The following is a 16,305-nucleotide window of genomic DNA, read 5'->3' as shown; positions in this document are numbered from 1 at the left end:
ATCCTGACGCGTCCTTAACGCGAACTGAGCTACCTGTGGCGTAGCCGCAGTGTTCCCGAGGTCAGCCGAGGCCGGGAATGGTGGACACCACCAGGTCGATGAGCTTGATGCCTACGAAGGGCAGGATCAGCCCGCCGAGGCCGTAGACACCGAGGTTGCGGCGCAGCAGGTCGTGCGCGGAGGCGGGCCGGTAGCGGACACCGCGCAGGGCGAGCGGGATGAGGGCGACGATGATCAGCGCGTTGAAGATGATCGCCGAGGTGATCGCAGAGGTGGGGCTGCTCAGGCCCATGATGTTGAGTGCTTCGAGTCCCGGGTAGGCCGCGGTGAACATCGCCGGGATGATCGCGAAGTACTTCGCGACGTCGTTGGTGATGGAGAAGGTGGTGAGCGCACCCCGGGTGATGAGGAGCTGCTTGCCGATCTCGACGATCTCGATGAGCTTGGTGGGGTTGGAGTCCAGGTCCACCATGTTCCCGGCCTCCTTGGCGGCCGAGGTGCCGGTGTTCATCGCCACGCCGACGTCGGCCTGCGCGAGGGCGGGGGCGTCGTTCGTACCGTCACCGGTCATGGCGACCAGCTTGCCGCCGGCTTGCTCCCGCTTGATCAGCGCGAGCTTGTCCTCGGGCGTCGCCTGGGCGAGGTACTCGTCCACCCCCGCCTCTGCGGCGATGGCGCGGGCCGTCAGCTCGTTGTCGCCGGTCACCATGACCGTACGGATCCCCATGCTCCGCAGCTCCGCGAACCGCTCCTGGATGCCCTCCTTGACCACGTCCTTGAGGTGGATGATGCCGAGGACCCGCGGACCGTCCCAGTCGTGGACCGCCACCAGCAGAGGGGTCCCGCCGGATTGGGAGACCTGGGCGGACCATGCGGCGGCCTCCGCCTGTACGGTCCCGCCGCGCATAGCCACCCAGTCCATGACCTCCACCACCGCGCCCTTGCGGATGGCGCAGCCGGCGCCGTTGTCCCAGCTCAGGTTGACACCGCTCATCCGGGTGCGGGCGCTGAACTCGGTGAAGCGCGGGTTGCTGAGGTCCTCGGCGGCGGCCGGCTGGAGTCCGTACCGCTGGGCCAGAGCGACGACGGACCGGCCTTCGGGGGTCTCGTCGGCGAGGGAGGACAGCTGGGCGGCGTCTGCGAGCTTGGTGTGGTCGATGCCGGGGAGCGGGATGAAGGCGGCGGCCTCGCGGTTGCCGTGCGTGATGGTGCCTGTCTTGTCGAGGAGCAGGGTGTTGATGTCACCGGCGGCCTCGACGGCGCGGCCGCTCAGCGCGATGACGTTGCGCTGCACGAGGCGGTCCATGCCGGCGATGCCGATCGCGGAGAGCAGGGCGCCGATCGTGGTGGGGATGAGGGTGACCAGGAGCGCGACCAGCACGGTCGTGGACTGGGCGGCGCCCGCGTACGCGGCCATCGGCTGGATGCTGACCACGATCAGGATGAAGATGACGGTCAGGGCGGCCAGCAGGATGTTCAGCGCTATCTCGTTCGGGGTCTTCTGCCGGGTGGCGCCCTCGACCAGCGCGATCATCCGGTCGATGAAGCTGTTCCCGGAGCGCGAGGTGACCCGTACGACGATCGAGTCCGACAGGACGGTCGTTCCTCCGGTGACTCCGGACCGGTCACCGCCCGACTCCCGGAGCACGGGGGCCGATTCACCGGTGACGGCCGACTCGTCCACCATCGCCGCGCCGTCGACCACGTCACCGTCGGCCGGAACCAGCTCCCCCGCCTCGACGAGCACGAAGTCGAAAGGCTGGAGTTCGGCCGGGGTTACGACCTCGGTCTCGGCGCTGCGCAGGTTCGTCCCGTAGGTCCAGTGCTTGAGCCGGAGCGCGACCGTGTCCGTACGCGCCTTGCGCAGCGACTCGGCCTGGGCGCGGCCGCGACCTTCGGCTACGGCCTCGGCGAGGTTGGCGAACAGGACCGTCAGCCACAGCCAGACGCTGATCACCCAGGTGAAGACCGAAGGGTGGATGAGCGCCGACAGCGTGGTCAGGACCGATCCGACCGCGACGACGAAGAGCACCGGCTTCTTCACCAGCTCACGCGGATGGAGCTTGGCGACGGCCTCCCTGGCCGAGGTGGCAAGGAGCTCGGGCTCCAGCACGTTCACCTGGCCGGAGCGTTTCCGGGAAGGCCGGTTGACCGGGGTCCGCGGAGGGGTGCCTAGATCCGGGGGAACGTGCTGCGCGGCGGCGGGAGGCATGAAGCGACCTTCTGGTGAGTTCGGCTGGGCACCCCCCTGCCGGCAGGGTCGGGCAAGGACTGGGTGCGGGTGAGGGGTGTCGCCGCCGGGGACTGTCTCGCATGGACCCCCTCGGCCGTCATGTGAGTAGTCGAGATCCCCGGCGGCGCAACAGGCAGGAAACTACTGCCCGTTCCAGAGGAAAACCCCATGTGCGCGGGGGAATTGGCACCTTCTTGACGGCGGCGCACGAGACGCGTCAAGCCGCCGTCAACGGCACGTCAACGCGCGTCGGAGGTGATGCGGAAACGCAGCCGGCAGATGACCGCGTCGGTGTCGCGGCGGACCGCGTGGGCGACGACGGAGCCGCGCTGGTTCTGCAGCATCCGCTGCCACAGGCGGGCAGGTTCTGTTTCCGGGATGAGGACGGTCACCTGGGCGTCCGGGTGCGCCTGCGTCAGCTCGCGCACGTACGCCGACACCGGGCGGCCGAGCGAACGGGTATCGGAGGAGACTTCGATCAGCTCGACGCCGGGCTTCCACAGCTCCCAGTCCCGGCGCAGGGCTTCGGCTGCCTGCCGGTCCTCCGGACCGGAGTGGGTGACGGTCACGGCGAGGACCTCGTCGCCGAGCGAGCTGGCGGCGGTGAGGGCTTGGCAGGTCAGGCGGGACAGCCCTGAGACGGGGACGACGACCAGGGAGCGGGAACGCTGGGGCGGCTGAGGGATGCGGCCGAGCTCCAGACGTTCGCCGATCTGCGCGTAGGCGCGGTGGATGCTCTCGAAGGCAAGGACGATCAGCGGCAGGGCGAGCACGATCAGCCAGGCGCCCTCAGCGAATTTGGTGGCGGTCACGACGAGCGCCGAGACTCCGGTAAGCAGGGCGCCGAAGCCGTTGAGGGCGGCCTTGGCCTGCCAGCCCTTGGGGCGTTCGCCGTTCCAGTGCCGGACCATGCCGACCTGGCAGATGGTGAAGCCGACGAAGACACCGATCGCGAAGAGCGGGACGAGGGTGTTGGTGTCGCCGCCCGAGAACACGAGCAGGGCACCCGATACGAGCGCGAGCCACACCACGCCGTGGCGGTGCACCTGGCGGTCCGCCTTGAGGGCGAAAACGTGCGGCAGGTAGTTGTCGCGGGCCAGCAGGCTCATCAGGACGGGCAGCCCGCCGAAGGAGGTGTTCGCGGCGAGCGCCAGCAGCACCATGGTGGCGAACTGGACGACGTAGAAAGCAGCGTTGTGGCCGAACGAGGCATCCGCGAGCTGGGCGAGTACGGTGACGCCCTCCACGGGCTGGAGATGGAACCGGCCGATCAGCACCGACAGCCCGATCAGCATCACGCCGAGCGGGGCGCCGAGCGCCACTTCGGTACGCTGGGCCCGGCGGGCCGCCGGGGCGCGGAAGGACGGGACGGCATTGGCCACGGCTTCAACGCCGGTCAGGGCGGAGCAGCCGGACGCGAAGGCCTTCAGCAGCAACAGGGCGCCGACGGTGGTGGCGCCTTCCCTGAGCGCGGAGGCGTGTCCGGCGGCCGAGGCGGTGCTCACCGGTCCATCACGGAACAGTCCGACCACGACCATGGCCAGGATCGACCCGACGAACACGGCGGTCGGTACGAGGAACGCCTTGGCGGATTCCACGATCCCGCGCAGGTTCACCGCCGTGACCAGGACCAGGACCCCGAGGCAGATCCACACCCGATCCCCGTACAGCTCCGGGAAGGCCGAGGTCAGGGCGGCCACGCCGGCGGTGACGGAGACGGCCACGTTCAGCACGTAGTCGAGGATCAGCGAGGCCGCGGCCACCAGGCTGGTGCGTCGGCCGAGGTGTTTCTTGGCGACGGCGTACGACCCGCCACCGTCCGGGAACGCGGCGATCACCTGCCGGTACGAAGCCACCAGCACGGCGAGCAGTGCGGCGATCGCGAGGGTGACGGGGAGGGTGAACCCGAGGCCGTAGGCACCGGCTGCCGCCAGGACCAGCACGATCGACTCAGGCCCGTATGCGACGGAGGCCATCGCGTCGAGCGACAGCGCGGCCAGGCCTTGCAGGGCGGTCAGCCGGTGCCGGTCCGGTGCCTCGGGAGGCGTCCGTACGCCGGTATCAGGAGGTTCCTCCGTGCCCGGCGCCTGTCCTGCCGCGGTCGTCTTTCCCCTGTGTATGGCCATCTTCGCTGTTCCTCCGATTGGACAAAGTGAGGACAGCGTCGGGATGGCATGGCCGAATGACCAGCGCTCTTGGCGGAATCCATACGACCGCCGCCCCACTCTTCACGCACTCCTGACGCCGGGGCCGCAATGTCGTATGGGGTGCGCCAAGACCTCGCCAGGGTGCGTGGCTCCTTCATCGACCGGGGGCACGCTTGATATGGGCGACACATGTCCAACGGAACCAAGGGAGTACACGCTGATGGACGCGGAAAACGTGGTCGGGCTCATCGTCGCCGTCGCTCTGCTTGCCTATCTCGTGGCCGCCCTCATCAGGCCCGAGAGGTTCTGAACCAAGACCGTCATGTCCGGACGGGAGGCATCACATGTCCGGGTACCGACTCCACGACCGTGCCGTCCTGCTCGCGGCCCTCGTGATTCCCTTCCTCGTGGCGCTCGCGCTCGTGCCGTTCCGAACCGACCTTTCGGCGACCAACGAGGCTCTGATCATGGTCGTCGCGGTGGTCGCGGTCGCCGCGCTCGGCACCCGGGCAGCCGGGGCGCTGGCCGCACTCTCAGCGGCCGCCTGGTTCGACTTCTTCCTCACCAGGCCCTACCAGCAATTCGCCATCGCCGGCGGTGACGAGATCCAGACAGCTGTCCTCCTGCTCGTCGTCGGGCTGATCGTCTCGCAGCTGGCCGTACGCGTACGGCGGCTCCGGACGGTGGTGGTCACCGACGCCGCGCACCTGTCCAGCCTCCAGGGAACCGCCCGGCTGGTCGAGGACGGCGGCTCGCCTGAGGCGGTGGTCGAGTGCGTGCGCCGGGAGCTCGTCGGCCTGCTGGGGTTGCGCGGCTGCCGCTTCGAGTACGGCAGGCTGCTCGGGCACCGGCCGCGCCTGGAGCACGACGGCAGCCTGTGGCTGCGCAGCGGCAGCCGGATCACCGAGTACGCCGACTGGCCGGACGGGGAGACCGAGCTGAGGGTGGTCGGCGGCGGCCACTACTACGGCCGCTTCCTCCTCGATCCGCTGCCGGACCGCCCCCTGCCCCCCGAAGAGGCCCGCCTGGTGGCTGTCGCGCTGGCCGCGCAGGTCGGCGCCGCCCTGGACACGGCCGGCCTGTCCCACCAGGGCTGACCGGCGATTCACGGCTTCACGCGTAAGCGTGGCGTTAAGAGTTCCCCTGCGCCCGTATGGACCCCGTCAAGGTGTCTTAACGCCGGGCTGAAGACACGGTTATCTCGTCATCGGCCATCTGGCCGATTCATTTCCTCCCTCTTCATCCAGGAGCTCACGGTGGCCGATCTGGCCTTCGTCGTCACCACGGTCGCGGTGTTCGCGCTGGTGGCTCTCATCGCCCGGGGGGTGACCAAGCTGTGAACGCCGAAAACATCGTCGGCCTCGTGGTGGCCGTCTCCCTGCTCGGATACCTCGTCCTCGCCCTTGTGTACCCGGAGAGGTTCTAGCCACCGATGAGTCCCGTTCTCGCTGGTGTGCTCCAGCTCCTCGCACTGATCGCCGCACTCGCGCTGGCCTACCGCCCGCTGGGCGACTACATGGCCCGCGTCTACTCCTCCGAGAAGCACTACAAGCCGGAGAAGTGGATCTACAAGGCGATCGGCGCCAACCCCGCCGCCGAGATGCGCTGGCCCGCCTACCTCCGCGCCGTCCTCGCCTTCTCCGCAGTCTCCGTCCTCTTCCTCTACGGCTTGCAGCGGGCCCAGGGCATCCTGCCCGGCTCGCTCGGCTTCTCCGCGATCGACCCGGACCAGGCCTTCAACACCGCCGCCTCCTTCGTGGCCAACACGAACTGGCAGTCGTACTACGGCGAGCAGGCCATGGGCCACGTCGTGCAGACCGGCGGCCTGGCGGTGCAGAACTTCGTGTCCGCCGCGGTCGGCATGGCCGTCGCCGTGGCCCTCGTACGGGGCTTCGCGCGGTCCCGCACCGGTGAGCTCGGCAACTTCTGGGCCGACATGGTCCGCGGAGTTGTCCGTATCCTGCTGCCGATCTCGGTGATCGGCGCGATCGTCCTGGTCGCCTGCGGCGCGATCCAGCACTTCTCCGGGATCCACGAGGTCGGCCAGTTCATGGGCGGATCGCAGCAGTGGAACGGCGGGGCGGTCGCCTCGCAGGAGGTCATCAAGGAGCTGGGCACGAACGGTGGCGGTTACTTCAACGCCAACTCGGCCCACCCGTTCGAGAACCCCACCCCGTTCTCGAACCTGTTCGAGATCTTCCTGATCCTCGTCATCCCGTTCGCGCTGACCCGCACCTTCGGCCGGATGGTGGGGAACCTGCGCCAGGGCTACGCGATCCTCGCGACAATGGCCACCATCTGGATCGGGTTCACCGCGCTGATGATGTGGACCGAGTTCGCCCACCACGGCCCGGCCTTCGACATCGCCGGCGGAGCGATGGAGGGCAAGGAGACCCGCTACGGCATCGGCGCCTCCGCCATCTTCTCGGTCGCGACCACGCTCACCTCGACCGGCGCGGTCAACTCCTTCCACTCCTCCTACACCGGACTGGGCGGCGGCATCCAGCTGCTGGGCATGCAGCTGGGCGAGATCGCGCCCGGCGGCGTCGGCTCCGGCCTCTACGGCATGCTGATCATGGCGATCATCGCCGTCTTCATCGCCGGCCTGATGGTCGGCCGCACCCCCGAGTACCTCGGCAAGAAGATCGGCACCCGCGAGATCAAGTTCGCCGCCTGCTACATCCTCATCACCCCCGCTCTGGTGCTGGGCTTCACCGCCGCGGCCATGGCGCTGGACACCCCGGCCAACTCGATGACCAACACCGGGGCGCACGGCTTCTCCGAGATCCTCTACGCCTACACCTCGGGCGCCAACAACAACGGCTCCGCGTTCGCGGGCCTGAACGCCGACACGCAGTGGTTCAACAGCACCATCGGTATCGCGATGCTGCTGGGCCGCTTCCTGCCGATGGTGTTCGTCCTGGCGCTGGCCGGCTCGCTCGCCGAGCAGAAGCCCGTCCCCGAGACCGCGGGCACGCTCCGTACCGACAAGCCGCTCTACACGGGCCTCCTCGTCGGCACGATCCTCATCGTCACCGGTCTGACCTACTTCCCGGCCCTCGCGCTGGGACCGCTCGCCGAAGGGCTCGCATCATGAGCACCGCCACACCCACAAGGGCTCCGCACCAGGACGTGCCCACCGGCCACAAGCCGGGCAGCGGACGCGTGGGCGGCGGCCTCTTCGACCCCAAGCAGCTGCTGAGGTCCTTCCCCGACGCGATCCGCAAGCTCGACCCCCGGATCATGATCAAGTCCCCGGTCATGTTCGTCGTCCTGATCGGCTCGGTCGTCACCACCGTCCTCGCGATCAAGGACCCGACGGACTGGTTCGGCTGGGCCATCACCGCCTGGCTGTGGCTCACCACGATCTTCGCCAACCTCGCCGAGGCCGTCGCCGAAGGCCGCGGCAAAGCCCAGGCCGACACCCTGCGCAAGGCCAAGACCGACTCCGTCGCCCGCCGCCTGACCAAGGACGGCAAGGGCGAGGAACAGGTGCCCGGCGCGGAGCTTCGTATCGGTGACCTGGTGGTCTGCGAGGCCGGCGACATCATCCCGGGCGACGGTGACGTCGTCGAGGGCGTCGCGTCGGTCGACGAGTCCGCGATCACGGGCGAATCGGCCCCGGTGATCCGAGAGTCGGGCGGCGACCGCAGCGCGGTCACTGGTGGTACGAAGGTGCTGTCCGACCGGATCGTCATCAAGATCACGACGAAGCCCGGCGAGACCTTCATCGACCGGATGATTGCGCTGGTCGAGGGCGCGGCCCGACAGAAGACGCCCAACGAAATCGCCCTGAACATCCTGCTGGCGTCCCTCACCATCGTCTTCCTGCTCGCGGTCGTCACCCTCCAGCCCTTCGCGATCTACGCGGGCGCCGAGCAGTCGATGATCGTGCTCACGGCCCTGCTGGTCTGCCTGATCCCGACCACGATCGGTGCTCTGCTCTCGGCGATCGGCATCGCCGGTATGGACCGGCTGGTCCAGCGCAACGTGCTCGCCATGTCCGGCCGCGCCGTCGAGGCCGCGGGCGACGTCTCCACGCTGCTGCTCGACAAGACGGGCACCATCACCCTCGGCAACCGCCAGGCGTCGGAGTTCGTCCCGGTCAAGGGCACGACGGAGGCCGAGCTGGCGGACGCCGCCCAGCTCTCCTCCCTCGCGGACGAGACTCCCGAGGGCCGTTCCATCGTGGTCCTCGCCAAGGAGAAGTACGGGCTGCGCGAGCGCCACCAGGGCGAACTCGCCCACGCCGAGTGGATCGCCTTCACCGCACAGACCCGCATGTCGGGCGTGGACGTCGACGGCAAGCAGACCCGCAAGGGCGCGGCCGGCTCGGTCATCACCTGGGTCAAGGAGCAGGCCGGCGAGGTCTCCGACGACGCCGACACGCTCGCCAACAAGATCTCGGAAGCGGGCGGCACTCCGCTCCTCGTCGCCGTGAAGGACGACAAGGGGGCCCGTGTCCTGGGTGTCATCCACCTCAAGGATGTCGTCAAGGAGGGCATGCGCGAGCGGTTCGACGAGCTGCGCCGCATGGGCATCAAGACGATCATGATCACCGGTGACAACCCGCTGACGGCCAAGGCGATCGCGGAGGAGGCGGGCGTGGACGACTTCCTCGCCGAGGCCACCCCCGAGGACAAGATGGCCCTCATCAAGCGGGAGCAGGCCGGCGGCAAGCTCGTCGCGATGACCGGCGACGGCACCAACGACGCCCCCGCCCTCGCCCAGGCGGATGTCGGCGTGGCGATGAACACCGGCACCTCGGCAGCCAAGGAGGCCGGGAACATGGTGGACCTGGACTCCAACCCCACCAAACTCATCGAGATCGTCGAGATCGGCAAGCAGCTCCTCATCACCCGCGGGGCGCTCACCACCTTCTCCATCGCCAACGACGTCGCGAAGTACTTCGCGATCATCCCGGCCATGTTCGCCGTGGTCTACCCGGGCCTGGACAAGCTCAACATCATGGGCCTGGCCTCCCCCGAGTCGGCGATCCTCTCCGCGGTCATCTTCAACGCACTGATCATCATCGCGCTGGTGCCGCTCGCTCTGAAGGGCGTCCAGTACAAGCCGACCAGCGCCGACAAGATGCTGCGCCGCAATATCGGGCTGTACGGCGTGGGCGGTCTGATCGCCCCGTTCATCGGCATCAAGATCATCGACCTGCTCATCTCCCTCATCCCCGGAATCGGCTGATCTGCCATGAACAATTCCGTATCCAGCACCGTCCGCCTGATCGGTGCGGGCCTGCGCGCCCTGCTCGTCCTGACCGTGATCTGCGGGGTCATCTACCCGCTCGCCGTCACCGGGATCGCCCAGGCCCTCTTCAACGACAAGGCCAACGGGTCCGAGATCAAGGACAAGAGCGGTCAGGTCGTCGGCTCCTCCCTCATCGGCCAGAGCTACAACCTGCCGAAGAAGGACCCTAACGACGCCGAAGAGGCGGCCAGGCCGGACCTGAAGTGGTTCCAGCCGCGTCCCTCCAACGGCCTGGGCAGCAACAGCGTCAACATGCAGTACTCGCTGATCCTGTCCGGCGCCACCAACCGCTCCGCCGACAACGGAGCCGTGGGCGGCCGGTGCACCAAGGACGCGGAGGAAGGCACGCTCTGCGCCCAGGTCGTGGATGCCAAGGACGCCGTGATCGCGGACAACTCCACCGCCGGCTACACGGTCAAGCCCGAGGACGTGCCGGCCGACGCCGTCACCTCCTCCGGATCCGGGCTCGACCCGGACATCTCCCCCGAGTACGCCACGCTCCAGGTCCACCGCGTCGCCGAGCAGAACAAGCTCGACGTCAAGCAGGTCGAGAAGCTCGTCGCCGACCACACCACCGGCCGGACCCTCGGCTTCATGGGCGAACCCCGCGTCAACGTTCTTGAGCTCAACATCGCCCTCAAGGCACTGACCAAGAGCTGATGTTCCACATCGCACGGTCTGAGCGCCGGCGGGGCGCGGAGCTCCCCCAGCTACCGCTGGGGGCCCAGCGCCCCGCCGGCCTCGTGCCATGCCCGTTACGAAGGAAGGCTGCACACCCATGACCCGGGTGCTGGTGGTGGAGGACGACCCTCAGCTCGTCCGCGCGCTCAAGATCAATCTCCAGGCGCGCAAATTCGAGGTCGAGGAGGCCTCCGACGGCGGCTCGGCCCTGCGGCTCGCGGCCTCCCACAAGCCGGACGTCATAGTGCTCGACCTCGGACTCCCCGACATGGACGGCATCGAAGTCATCAAGGGTGTCCGCGTCTGGAGCAAGGTCCCCATCCTGGTCCTCTCCGCCCGTCACACCTCGGAGGACAAGATCCGTGCGTTGGACGCGGGCGCGGACGACTACGTGACGAAACCGTTCAGCATGGACGAGCTCCTGGCCCGGCTGCGGGCAGCCGCCCGGAGACATGAAGCCCCGGCGGCTTCGCCGGCCGACGAGGTCTCCGTGGTCACGACCGAAGAGTTCACCGTCGACCTGGTCGCGAAGAAGGTGCAGCGGGGCGGGCGCAGCGTACGGCTCACCCCGACCGAATGGCACCTGCTTGAAATCCTCATCACCCACCCCGGCCGCCTGATCACTCAGAGTCAGCTCCTTCTGGAGGTCTGGGGACCGGCCTACGGGGAGAACACCAACTACCTGCGTGTATATATGGCCCAGCTACGGCGCAAACTGGAAGCGGACCCCTCCCACCCCCGGTACCTGATCACCGAACCGGGCATGGGCTACCGCTTCGAACCCTAGTCACCCGTCCGATCCACAGCAGAGAAAAAGAGTCGGAACATGGGACGCGGCAAGCTCCGCATCTACCTCGGCGCGGCGCCGGGCGTCGGCAAGACGTACGCGATGCTCTCCGAGGCGCACCGCCGGATCGAGCGGGGCACCGACTGCGTCGTCGGCTTCGTCGAGCACCACAACCGTCCGCGCACCGAGGTCATGCTGCACGGCCTCGAACTCATCGAGCGGCGCGAGCTGGAGTACCGGGACGCCACCTTCACCGAGATGGACGTCGACGCGATCCTCGCCCGCCGCCCCGCGGTCGCGCTCGTGGACGAGCTCGCGCACACCAACGTGCCCGGCTCGCGCAACGCCAAGCGTTGGCAGGACGTCGAAGAGCTGCTCCAGGCGGGCATCGACGTCGTCTCCACCGTCAACATCCAGCACCTGGAGTCCCTCGGCGACGTCGTCGAGACCATCACGGGTGTGCGCCAGCGGGAGACCGTCCCCGACGAGGTCGCCCGCCGGGCCGACCAGATCGAACTCGTGGACATGTCCCCGCAGGCGCTGCGGCGCCGCATGGCGCACGGCAACGTCTACAAGCCCGACAAGGTCGACGCCGCCCTCTCGAACTACTTCCGGCCCGGGAACCTCACCGCGCTGCGCGAGCTGGCCCTGCTGTGGGTGGCGGACCGGGTCGACGAGTACCTTCAGGAATACCGCGGCGAGCACAACATCCGCTCCACCTGGCAGGCCCGCGAACGCATCGTCGTGGGCCTGACCGGCGGCCCCGAGGGTCGTACGCTCATTCGCCGTGCCGCCCGCCTCGCCGAGAAGGGCGCGGGCGGGGAGGTCCTCGCCGTCTACATCGCCGCCAGCGACGGGCTGACATCCGCCTCGCCCAAGGAACTCGCCGTCCAGCGCACCCTGGTCGAGGACCTCGGCGGCACCTTCCACCACGTCATAGGCGACAGCATCCCCGACGCGCTGCTCGAGTTCGCCCGCGGGGTCAACGCCACCCAGATCGTGCTCGGCGTCAGCCGCCGCCGCTCCTGGCAGTCCGTGTTCAGCCCCGGCGTCAGCGCCACCGTCGCCCGCGAATCCGGACCCGACCTCGACGTCCACATCGTCACCCACGACGAGGCTGCCAAGGGCCGCGGCCTGCCCGTCGCCCGCGGCGCGCGGCTCGGCCGCTCCCGCATCATCTGGGGCTGGCTCGCCGGTATCGCCGGCCCCGCGCTGCTGACCGTCCTGCTGAGCCAGGTCGTCCCCGAGCTCGGCCTCGCCAACGACATGCTGCTCTTCCTCACCTTCACGGTGGCGGCGGCTCTCCTCGGCGGGCTCCTCCCCGCCCTGGCGTCGGCAGCCTTCGGGTCCCTGCTCCTGAACTACTACTTCACCCCGCCGCTGCACGAATTCACCATCTCCGACCCCTTGAACATCGTGGCCATCGCGATCTTCGTGGGAGTGGCCGTGTCCGTCGCCTCGGTGGTCGACCTCGCAGCCCGGCGCACCCACCAGGCGGCCCGCCTTCGCGCCGAGTCCGAGATCCTCTCGTTCCTCGCGGGCAGCGTCCTGCGCGGGGAGAACTCCCTCGACGCCCTCCTCGAACGGCTGCGCGAGACCTTCGCCATGCAGTCGGTCACCCTGCTGGAGCGCACCAGCGACGTGGACCCCTGGACCACGGCCGCATCCGTCGGCACCAGCCCCGTCCGACGTCCCGAGGACGCCGACGTAGACCTGCCCATAGGCGACAACATGGCCCTCGCTCTGACCGGCCGGGTGCTCCCGGCCGAGGACCGGCGCGTACTCGGCGCCTTCGCCGCCCAGGCAGCCGTCGTACTCGACCGCCAGCGCCTCGTCGACGAGGCCGAGAAGTCCCGCGAACTCGCCGAAGCCAACCGCATCCGCACAGCACTGCTCGCCGCCGTCAGCCACGACCTCCGCACCCCGCTCGCCGGCATCAAGGCCTCCGTCAGCTCGCTGCGCTCCGACGACGTCGAATGGTCCGAGGACGACAAGGCCGAACTCCTCGAAGGCATCGAGGACGGCGCCGACCGCCTCGCCGCCCTGATCGGCAACCTCCTCGACATGTCCCGCCTCAACACCGGCACCGTCGTCCCCCTCATCCGGGAGACCGACCTCGACGAGGTCGTCCCGATGGCCCTGGGCGGCGTACCCGAGGACAGCATCGAGCTGGACATCCCCGAAACGCTGCCGATGATCGCCGTCGACCGCGGCCTGCTGGAACGGGCCGTCGCCAACATCGTCGAGAACGCCGTCAAGTACAGCCCCGACGGCCAGCCCGTCAACGTCACCGCCAGCGCCCTGCACGAGCGCGTGGAACTGCGCGTCGTCGACCGCGGCCCCGGCGTCCCCGACGAGGCCAAGGACCGAATCTTCGAACCGTTCCAGCGCCACGGCGACGCCCCGCGCGGCGCCGGAGTCGGCCTCGGCCTCGCGGTCGCCCGCGGCTTCACCGAGGCCATCGGCGGCACCCTCACAGCCGAGGACACCCCCGGCGGCGGCCTCACCATGGTCATCACCCTCCCCATAGCGGGCGGCGCACCGCCGGTCACAGCGGATCTCCCGACGTCGGCGGTCACCTGAACCGGCCCGCGGACCAGGCCCGATGATCGCCGGTCACATCCTGTGGCCGGCGATCGTCCCCCCGCATCAACTCAGAAGGCCCGCGATGGCCGTGAGGGCGGCGAGGTGACGCCGATAGGTGGTCATCCCCTCCTCGGTCAGAGACAGCCAGGTCCGGGGCCGACGCCCGACCTGCCCCTTCTCCACCGTCACCCAGCCCGCTTCTTCAAGGCGCGAGACCTGTTTCGACAGTGCAGAGTCCGTGATCTCCACGAGGTCCCGCACATAGGCGAACTCGGCCTTCTCCACAGGAGCGAGAGCCGCGACGATCGACAGACGCACGGCCGATGCGAGAAGGGGTGCAAGTCCGTGTCGCGGATGAGGGCCCTGACTGCCACCCACCGAGACTTCCGGCGTCATACGGCGCGCGCCTCACGCCAGGCCGCCGCAGCGGCCGGCAGCGCGCAGGCGACAGCGGCCACGACCACGAAGGCGACACTGTCCAGGAAAACGGTGAAGCCGAGCACGAGCGTCAGGACGTAGGCAACCGCCCAGGCGCCGATCACCCTGAGATGCCTGCTGCCGTAGCCGCGCGGGACCACGGGCTGCCTCGTGGCGAACACGGACAACCCCATGACCACAACGGCGTTCGCCAACGTGCTGACGAGCGTCCCCGTCCGCCCGTGCCACATCAGCACCGCCGGGACGAGAGCGAGCTGCCACACGGCGAACAGCCAGAGATAGCCGACGTACCAGCCGCTTCGCCCCCGCGCGGTCGCCTCGATCCGCGCAATCCCCTTCAACGATGCGACCGCATTGGCCTGTTCAGACATGGCACACGCCTCCCGTCGGCGCCGAGCAGCCTGTACCTGCCCACTCGGCATCTACTTTCCACATTAGCAACTATTTGCCGGGATGGATGCCTGCCCGCGTGCTCGTTGACGACCGAAACACGCGAGCCGCCCAGCTCGGTATCCCCACACCGGAAGCTGGACGGCTCATGTGTTGTGCGACGTTAACCAGCACGCGGTCGCATCGGCCCGTACCCCCACGGCCGGACCATACGCATCTTCGGCGGTGTTCAGGTCACCGACCTCCAGCCGCGTGCCACCGGACCGTCACCGGCTCCGTCGCTCCGCCAGTCTGCTCCCGGACGACGTCCGTGACAACGCTCCTTTACGTGTTCCTTCCGCGTGGTCGTCGATCTTTGACGCGGCCCTAATGACCTGCGCGAAGACCGGATTCACACAGTCACCCGATCTACATCAGAAGACCGTCAAAGTCCCGTTCAGGATCTTGCCCCGGCCTCCCCGATGCGCTGGGATGAAGGCATGAACAGCGGTCCGCGCTACGACGATCGGCCACCGAATCCGGTGCAGCCGACGGCGCCCGCTGTCCACCCGGCCCTCTGACATCGGCCGCGCGTCCTCCGCGTACCTGCCACCAGTGTCCTGAAGGACTCCGGCCAGGGCTTCGTACGCGTCCTCCCCTTCACCGCATGACCTGAGCCCTCGCTCCCTTCCCAACGCCGGGGGCGCCGGGCGCGTCAGCCATGCCTGCTTCCAGGAATCCGACATGTCTTCATCCCTGTCCGGACGTACCGTCCTCGTCACCGGCGCAACCGCCGGCATCGGCTACGAGACCGCTCGCCAGCTCGCCCAGCGCGGCGCGGTCGTCCTTCTCCATGGCCGCACCGCCGAGGAGGCCCAGGCCGCGGCCGACCGTCTGGTGACCACTGAGGGCATCGACAGCGCCCTGCTGCGCCCGCTCGCCGCCGACTTCGTCCGTCTGGAGGAAGTCGAGAACCTGGCCCACGCCGTCGTACGGGAACACCCACGCCTCGACGTACTCGTCAACAACGCGGCCATCGCCGCCCCCGAGCGCCACACCCTCACCGTCGACGGCAACGAGATCGCCTTCCAGGTCAACTTCCTCGCGCACTACCTCCTCACCAACCTCCTGGAACCCGCCCTCACCAGCGCCCCGGGCGGGCGCGTCGTCAACGTCTCCTCCTCCCTCCACCGCACCGCAGCCATCCAGTGGAGCGACCCGAACCGGGAGCGCCGCTACTCGCGGCTCGCCGCCTACGCGCAGTCGCAGCTGGCGCTGACCGTCTTCGCCTCCGACCCGCGCGTCACCGCGGTCTCCGTCCACCCCGGTGTCTGCGACACCGGGCTCCTCCCCCTCTACGGCAACGAGGGCGCGTCTGCCGCCGAGGGCGCCCAGCACGTCGTACGGCTCTGCGACCCCGCTACCGAGATCGTCAACGGCGCCTACTACGACCGCTCCGAGCGCGTCGCCCCGGCCGCCGTCGCCACCGAGGACCGCACGATCAAGCGCCTCAACAAGCTCGCCGACCTCCTCGTCGGCCACACCGCCTGAAGGGGTACCCGCACATGTCCAAGCGCGCACGCAAGAAGAAGGCCCGCCGCAAGAAGGGTTCCAACCACGGCAGCAAGCCCGCCTGCTAGCGATCAGCCCATCCCGCGGGGGGGGCCCCCCCACACGGCCGCCCCCCCCCCCCGAGTTGACGATAACCAAAACCAAAAAAAAAAAAACAACAAACAAAAAGACCCCCAAAAAAAAAAAAGGGGGGTTGGGGGTAAAGATAAAAAAAAAAAAAAAAAAAAAAA

The 16,305-nt window shown here is 68.6% G+C and carries 13 protein-coding genes; 9 read left to right on the top strand and 4 right to left on the bottom strand.

Annotated features, from left to right (window positions below):
* Window positions 1-61 precede the first annotated feature (61 nt).
* Together kdpB (ACFWB8_RS24990) and ACFWB8_RS24985 are read right to left on the bottom strand one after the other, a co-directional pair.
* The gene (gene kdpB / locus ACFWB8_RS24990) at window positions 62-2,212 is read right to left on the bottom strand and encodes a potassium-transporting ATPase subunit KdpB (protein WP_385231162.1); all 2,151 of its coding nucleotides are present in this window, start codon (window positions 2,210-2,212) and stop codon (window positions 62-64) included.
* Window positions 2,213-2,472: 260 nt separating this feature from the next.
* Entirely contained in the window at window positions 2,473-4,359 is a 1,887-nt protein-coding gene (locus tag ACFWB8_RS24985; protein WP_385231159.1) for an APC family permease, read from the bottom strand.
* 241 nt (window positions 4,360-4,600) lie between these two features.
* On the opposite strand from ACFWB8_RS24985, the gene kdpF (ACFWB8_RS24980) reads away from it, so the two are divergent.
* The 8 genes from kdpF (ACFWB8_RS24980) (at window position 4,601) to ACFWB8_RS24945 (ending at window position 13,693) form a co-directional block, all read left to right on the top strand.
* A complete protein-coding gene (kdpF, locus tag ACFWB8_RS24980) occupies window positions 4,601-4,690 on the top strand; it encodes a K(+)-transporting ATPase subunit F (protein WP_037789532.1) in 90 nt (29 codons plus the stop codon).
* 34 nt (window positions 4,691-4,724) lie between these two features.
* Window positions 4,725-5,477, top strand: coding sequence for a DUF4118 domain-containing protein (locus ACFWB8_RS24975; protein ID WP_385231154.1), 753 nt, complete (start codon window positions 4,725-4,727; stop codon window positions 5,475-5,477).
* Window positions 5,478-5,716: 239 nt separating this feature from the next.
* The gene (gene kdpF, locus ACFWB8_RS24970) at window positions 5,717-5,806 is read left to right on the top strand and encodes a K(+)-transporting ATPase subunit F (protein ID WP_037789535.1); all 90 of its coding nucleotides are present in this window, start codon (window positions 5,717-5,719) and stop codon (window positions 5,804-5,806) included.
* A gap of 6 nt (window positions 5,807-5,812) precedes the next feature.
* Window positions 5,813-7,477, top strand: a complete 1,665-nt coding sequence (kdpA, locus tag ACFWB8_RS24965) for a potassium-transporting ATPase subunit KdpA (RefSeq protein WP_385231149.1) — start codon at window positions 5,813-5,815, stop codon at window positions 7,475-7,477.
* The gene (kdpB, locus tag ACFWB8_RS24960; RefSeq protein WP_385231146.1) at window positions 7,474-9,579 is read left to right on the top strand and encodes a potassium-transporting ATPase subunit KdpB; all 2,106 of its coding nucleotides are present in this window, start codon (window positions 7,474-7,476) and stop codon (window positions 9,577-9,579) included. Before kdpA ends, kdpB (ACFWB8_RS24960) begins: the two co-directional genes overlap by 4 nt.
* 6 nt (window positions 9,580-9,585) lie before the next feature.
* Entirely contained in the window at window positions 9,586-10,302 is a 717-nt protein-coding gene (locus tag ACFWB8_RS24955; protein WP_385231143.1) for a potassium-transporting ATPase subunit C, read from the top strand.
* A 118-nt stretch (window positions 10,303-10,420) separates the two neighbouring features.
* Window positions 10,421-11,110 (top strand): response regulator, encoded by a 690-nt coding sequence (locus tag ACFWB8_RS24950; protein WP_385231140.1) that lies wholly within the window; start codon window positions 10,421-10,423, stop codon window positions 11,108-11,110.
* Window positions 11,111-11,149: 39 nt separating this feature from the next.
* Entirely contained in the window at window positions 11,150-13,693 is a 2,544-nt protein-coding gene (locus tag ACFWB8_RS24945) for an ATP-binding protein (protein ID WP_385231137.1), read from the top strand.
* 66 nt (window positions 13,694-13,759) lie between these two features.
* Here the strand turns inward: ACFWB8_RS24945 and ACFWB8_RS24940 are convergent, their stop codons facing one another.
* Together ACFWB8_RS24940 and ACFWB8_RS24935 are read right to left on the bottom strand one after the other, a co-directional pair.
* Window positions 13,760-14,092, bottom strand: coding sequence for a winged helix-turn-helix domain-containing protein (locus ACFWB8_RS24940; RefSeq protein WP_373040477.1), 333 nt, complete (start codon window positions 14,090-14,092; stop codon window positions 13,760-13,762).
* Entirely contained in the window at window positions 14,089-14,505 is a 417-nt protein-coding gene (locus ACFWB8_RS24935; protein WP_385231132.1) for a hypothetical protein, read from the bottom strand. The genes ACFWB8_RS24940 and ACFWB8_RS24935 overlap by 4 nt, the downstream gene beginning before the upstream one ends.
* Window positions 14,506-15,247: 742 nt before the next feature.
* Between ACFWB8_RS24935 and ACFWB8_RS24930 the strand changes: the two genes are divergently transcribed.
* Window positions 15,248-16,054: an SDR family NAD(P)-dependent oxidoreductase gene (locus ACFWB8_RS24930; protein ID WP_385231129.1), complete on the top strand. Its 807-nt coding sequence runs from the start codon at window positions 15,248-15,250 to the stop codon at window positions 16,052-16,054.
* Window positions 16,055-16,305: the final 251 nt, after the last annotated feature.

The organism is Streptomyces sp. NPDC060031, assembly GCF_042736805.1.
Lineage (GTDB): Bacteria > Actinomycetota > Actinomycetes > Streptomycetales > Streptomycetaceae > Streptomyces.
Note: the sequence above shows the minus strand (reverse complement) of the source record. Positions and strands in the feature narration are given on the sequence as shown.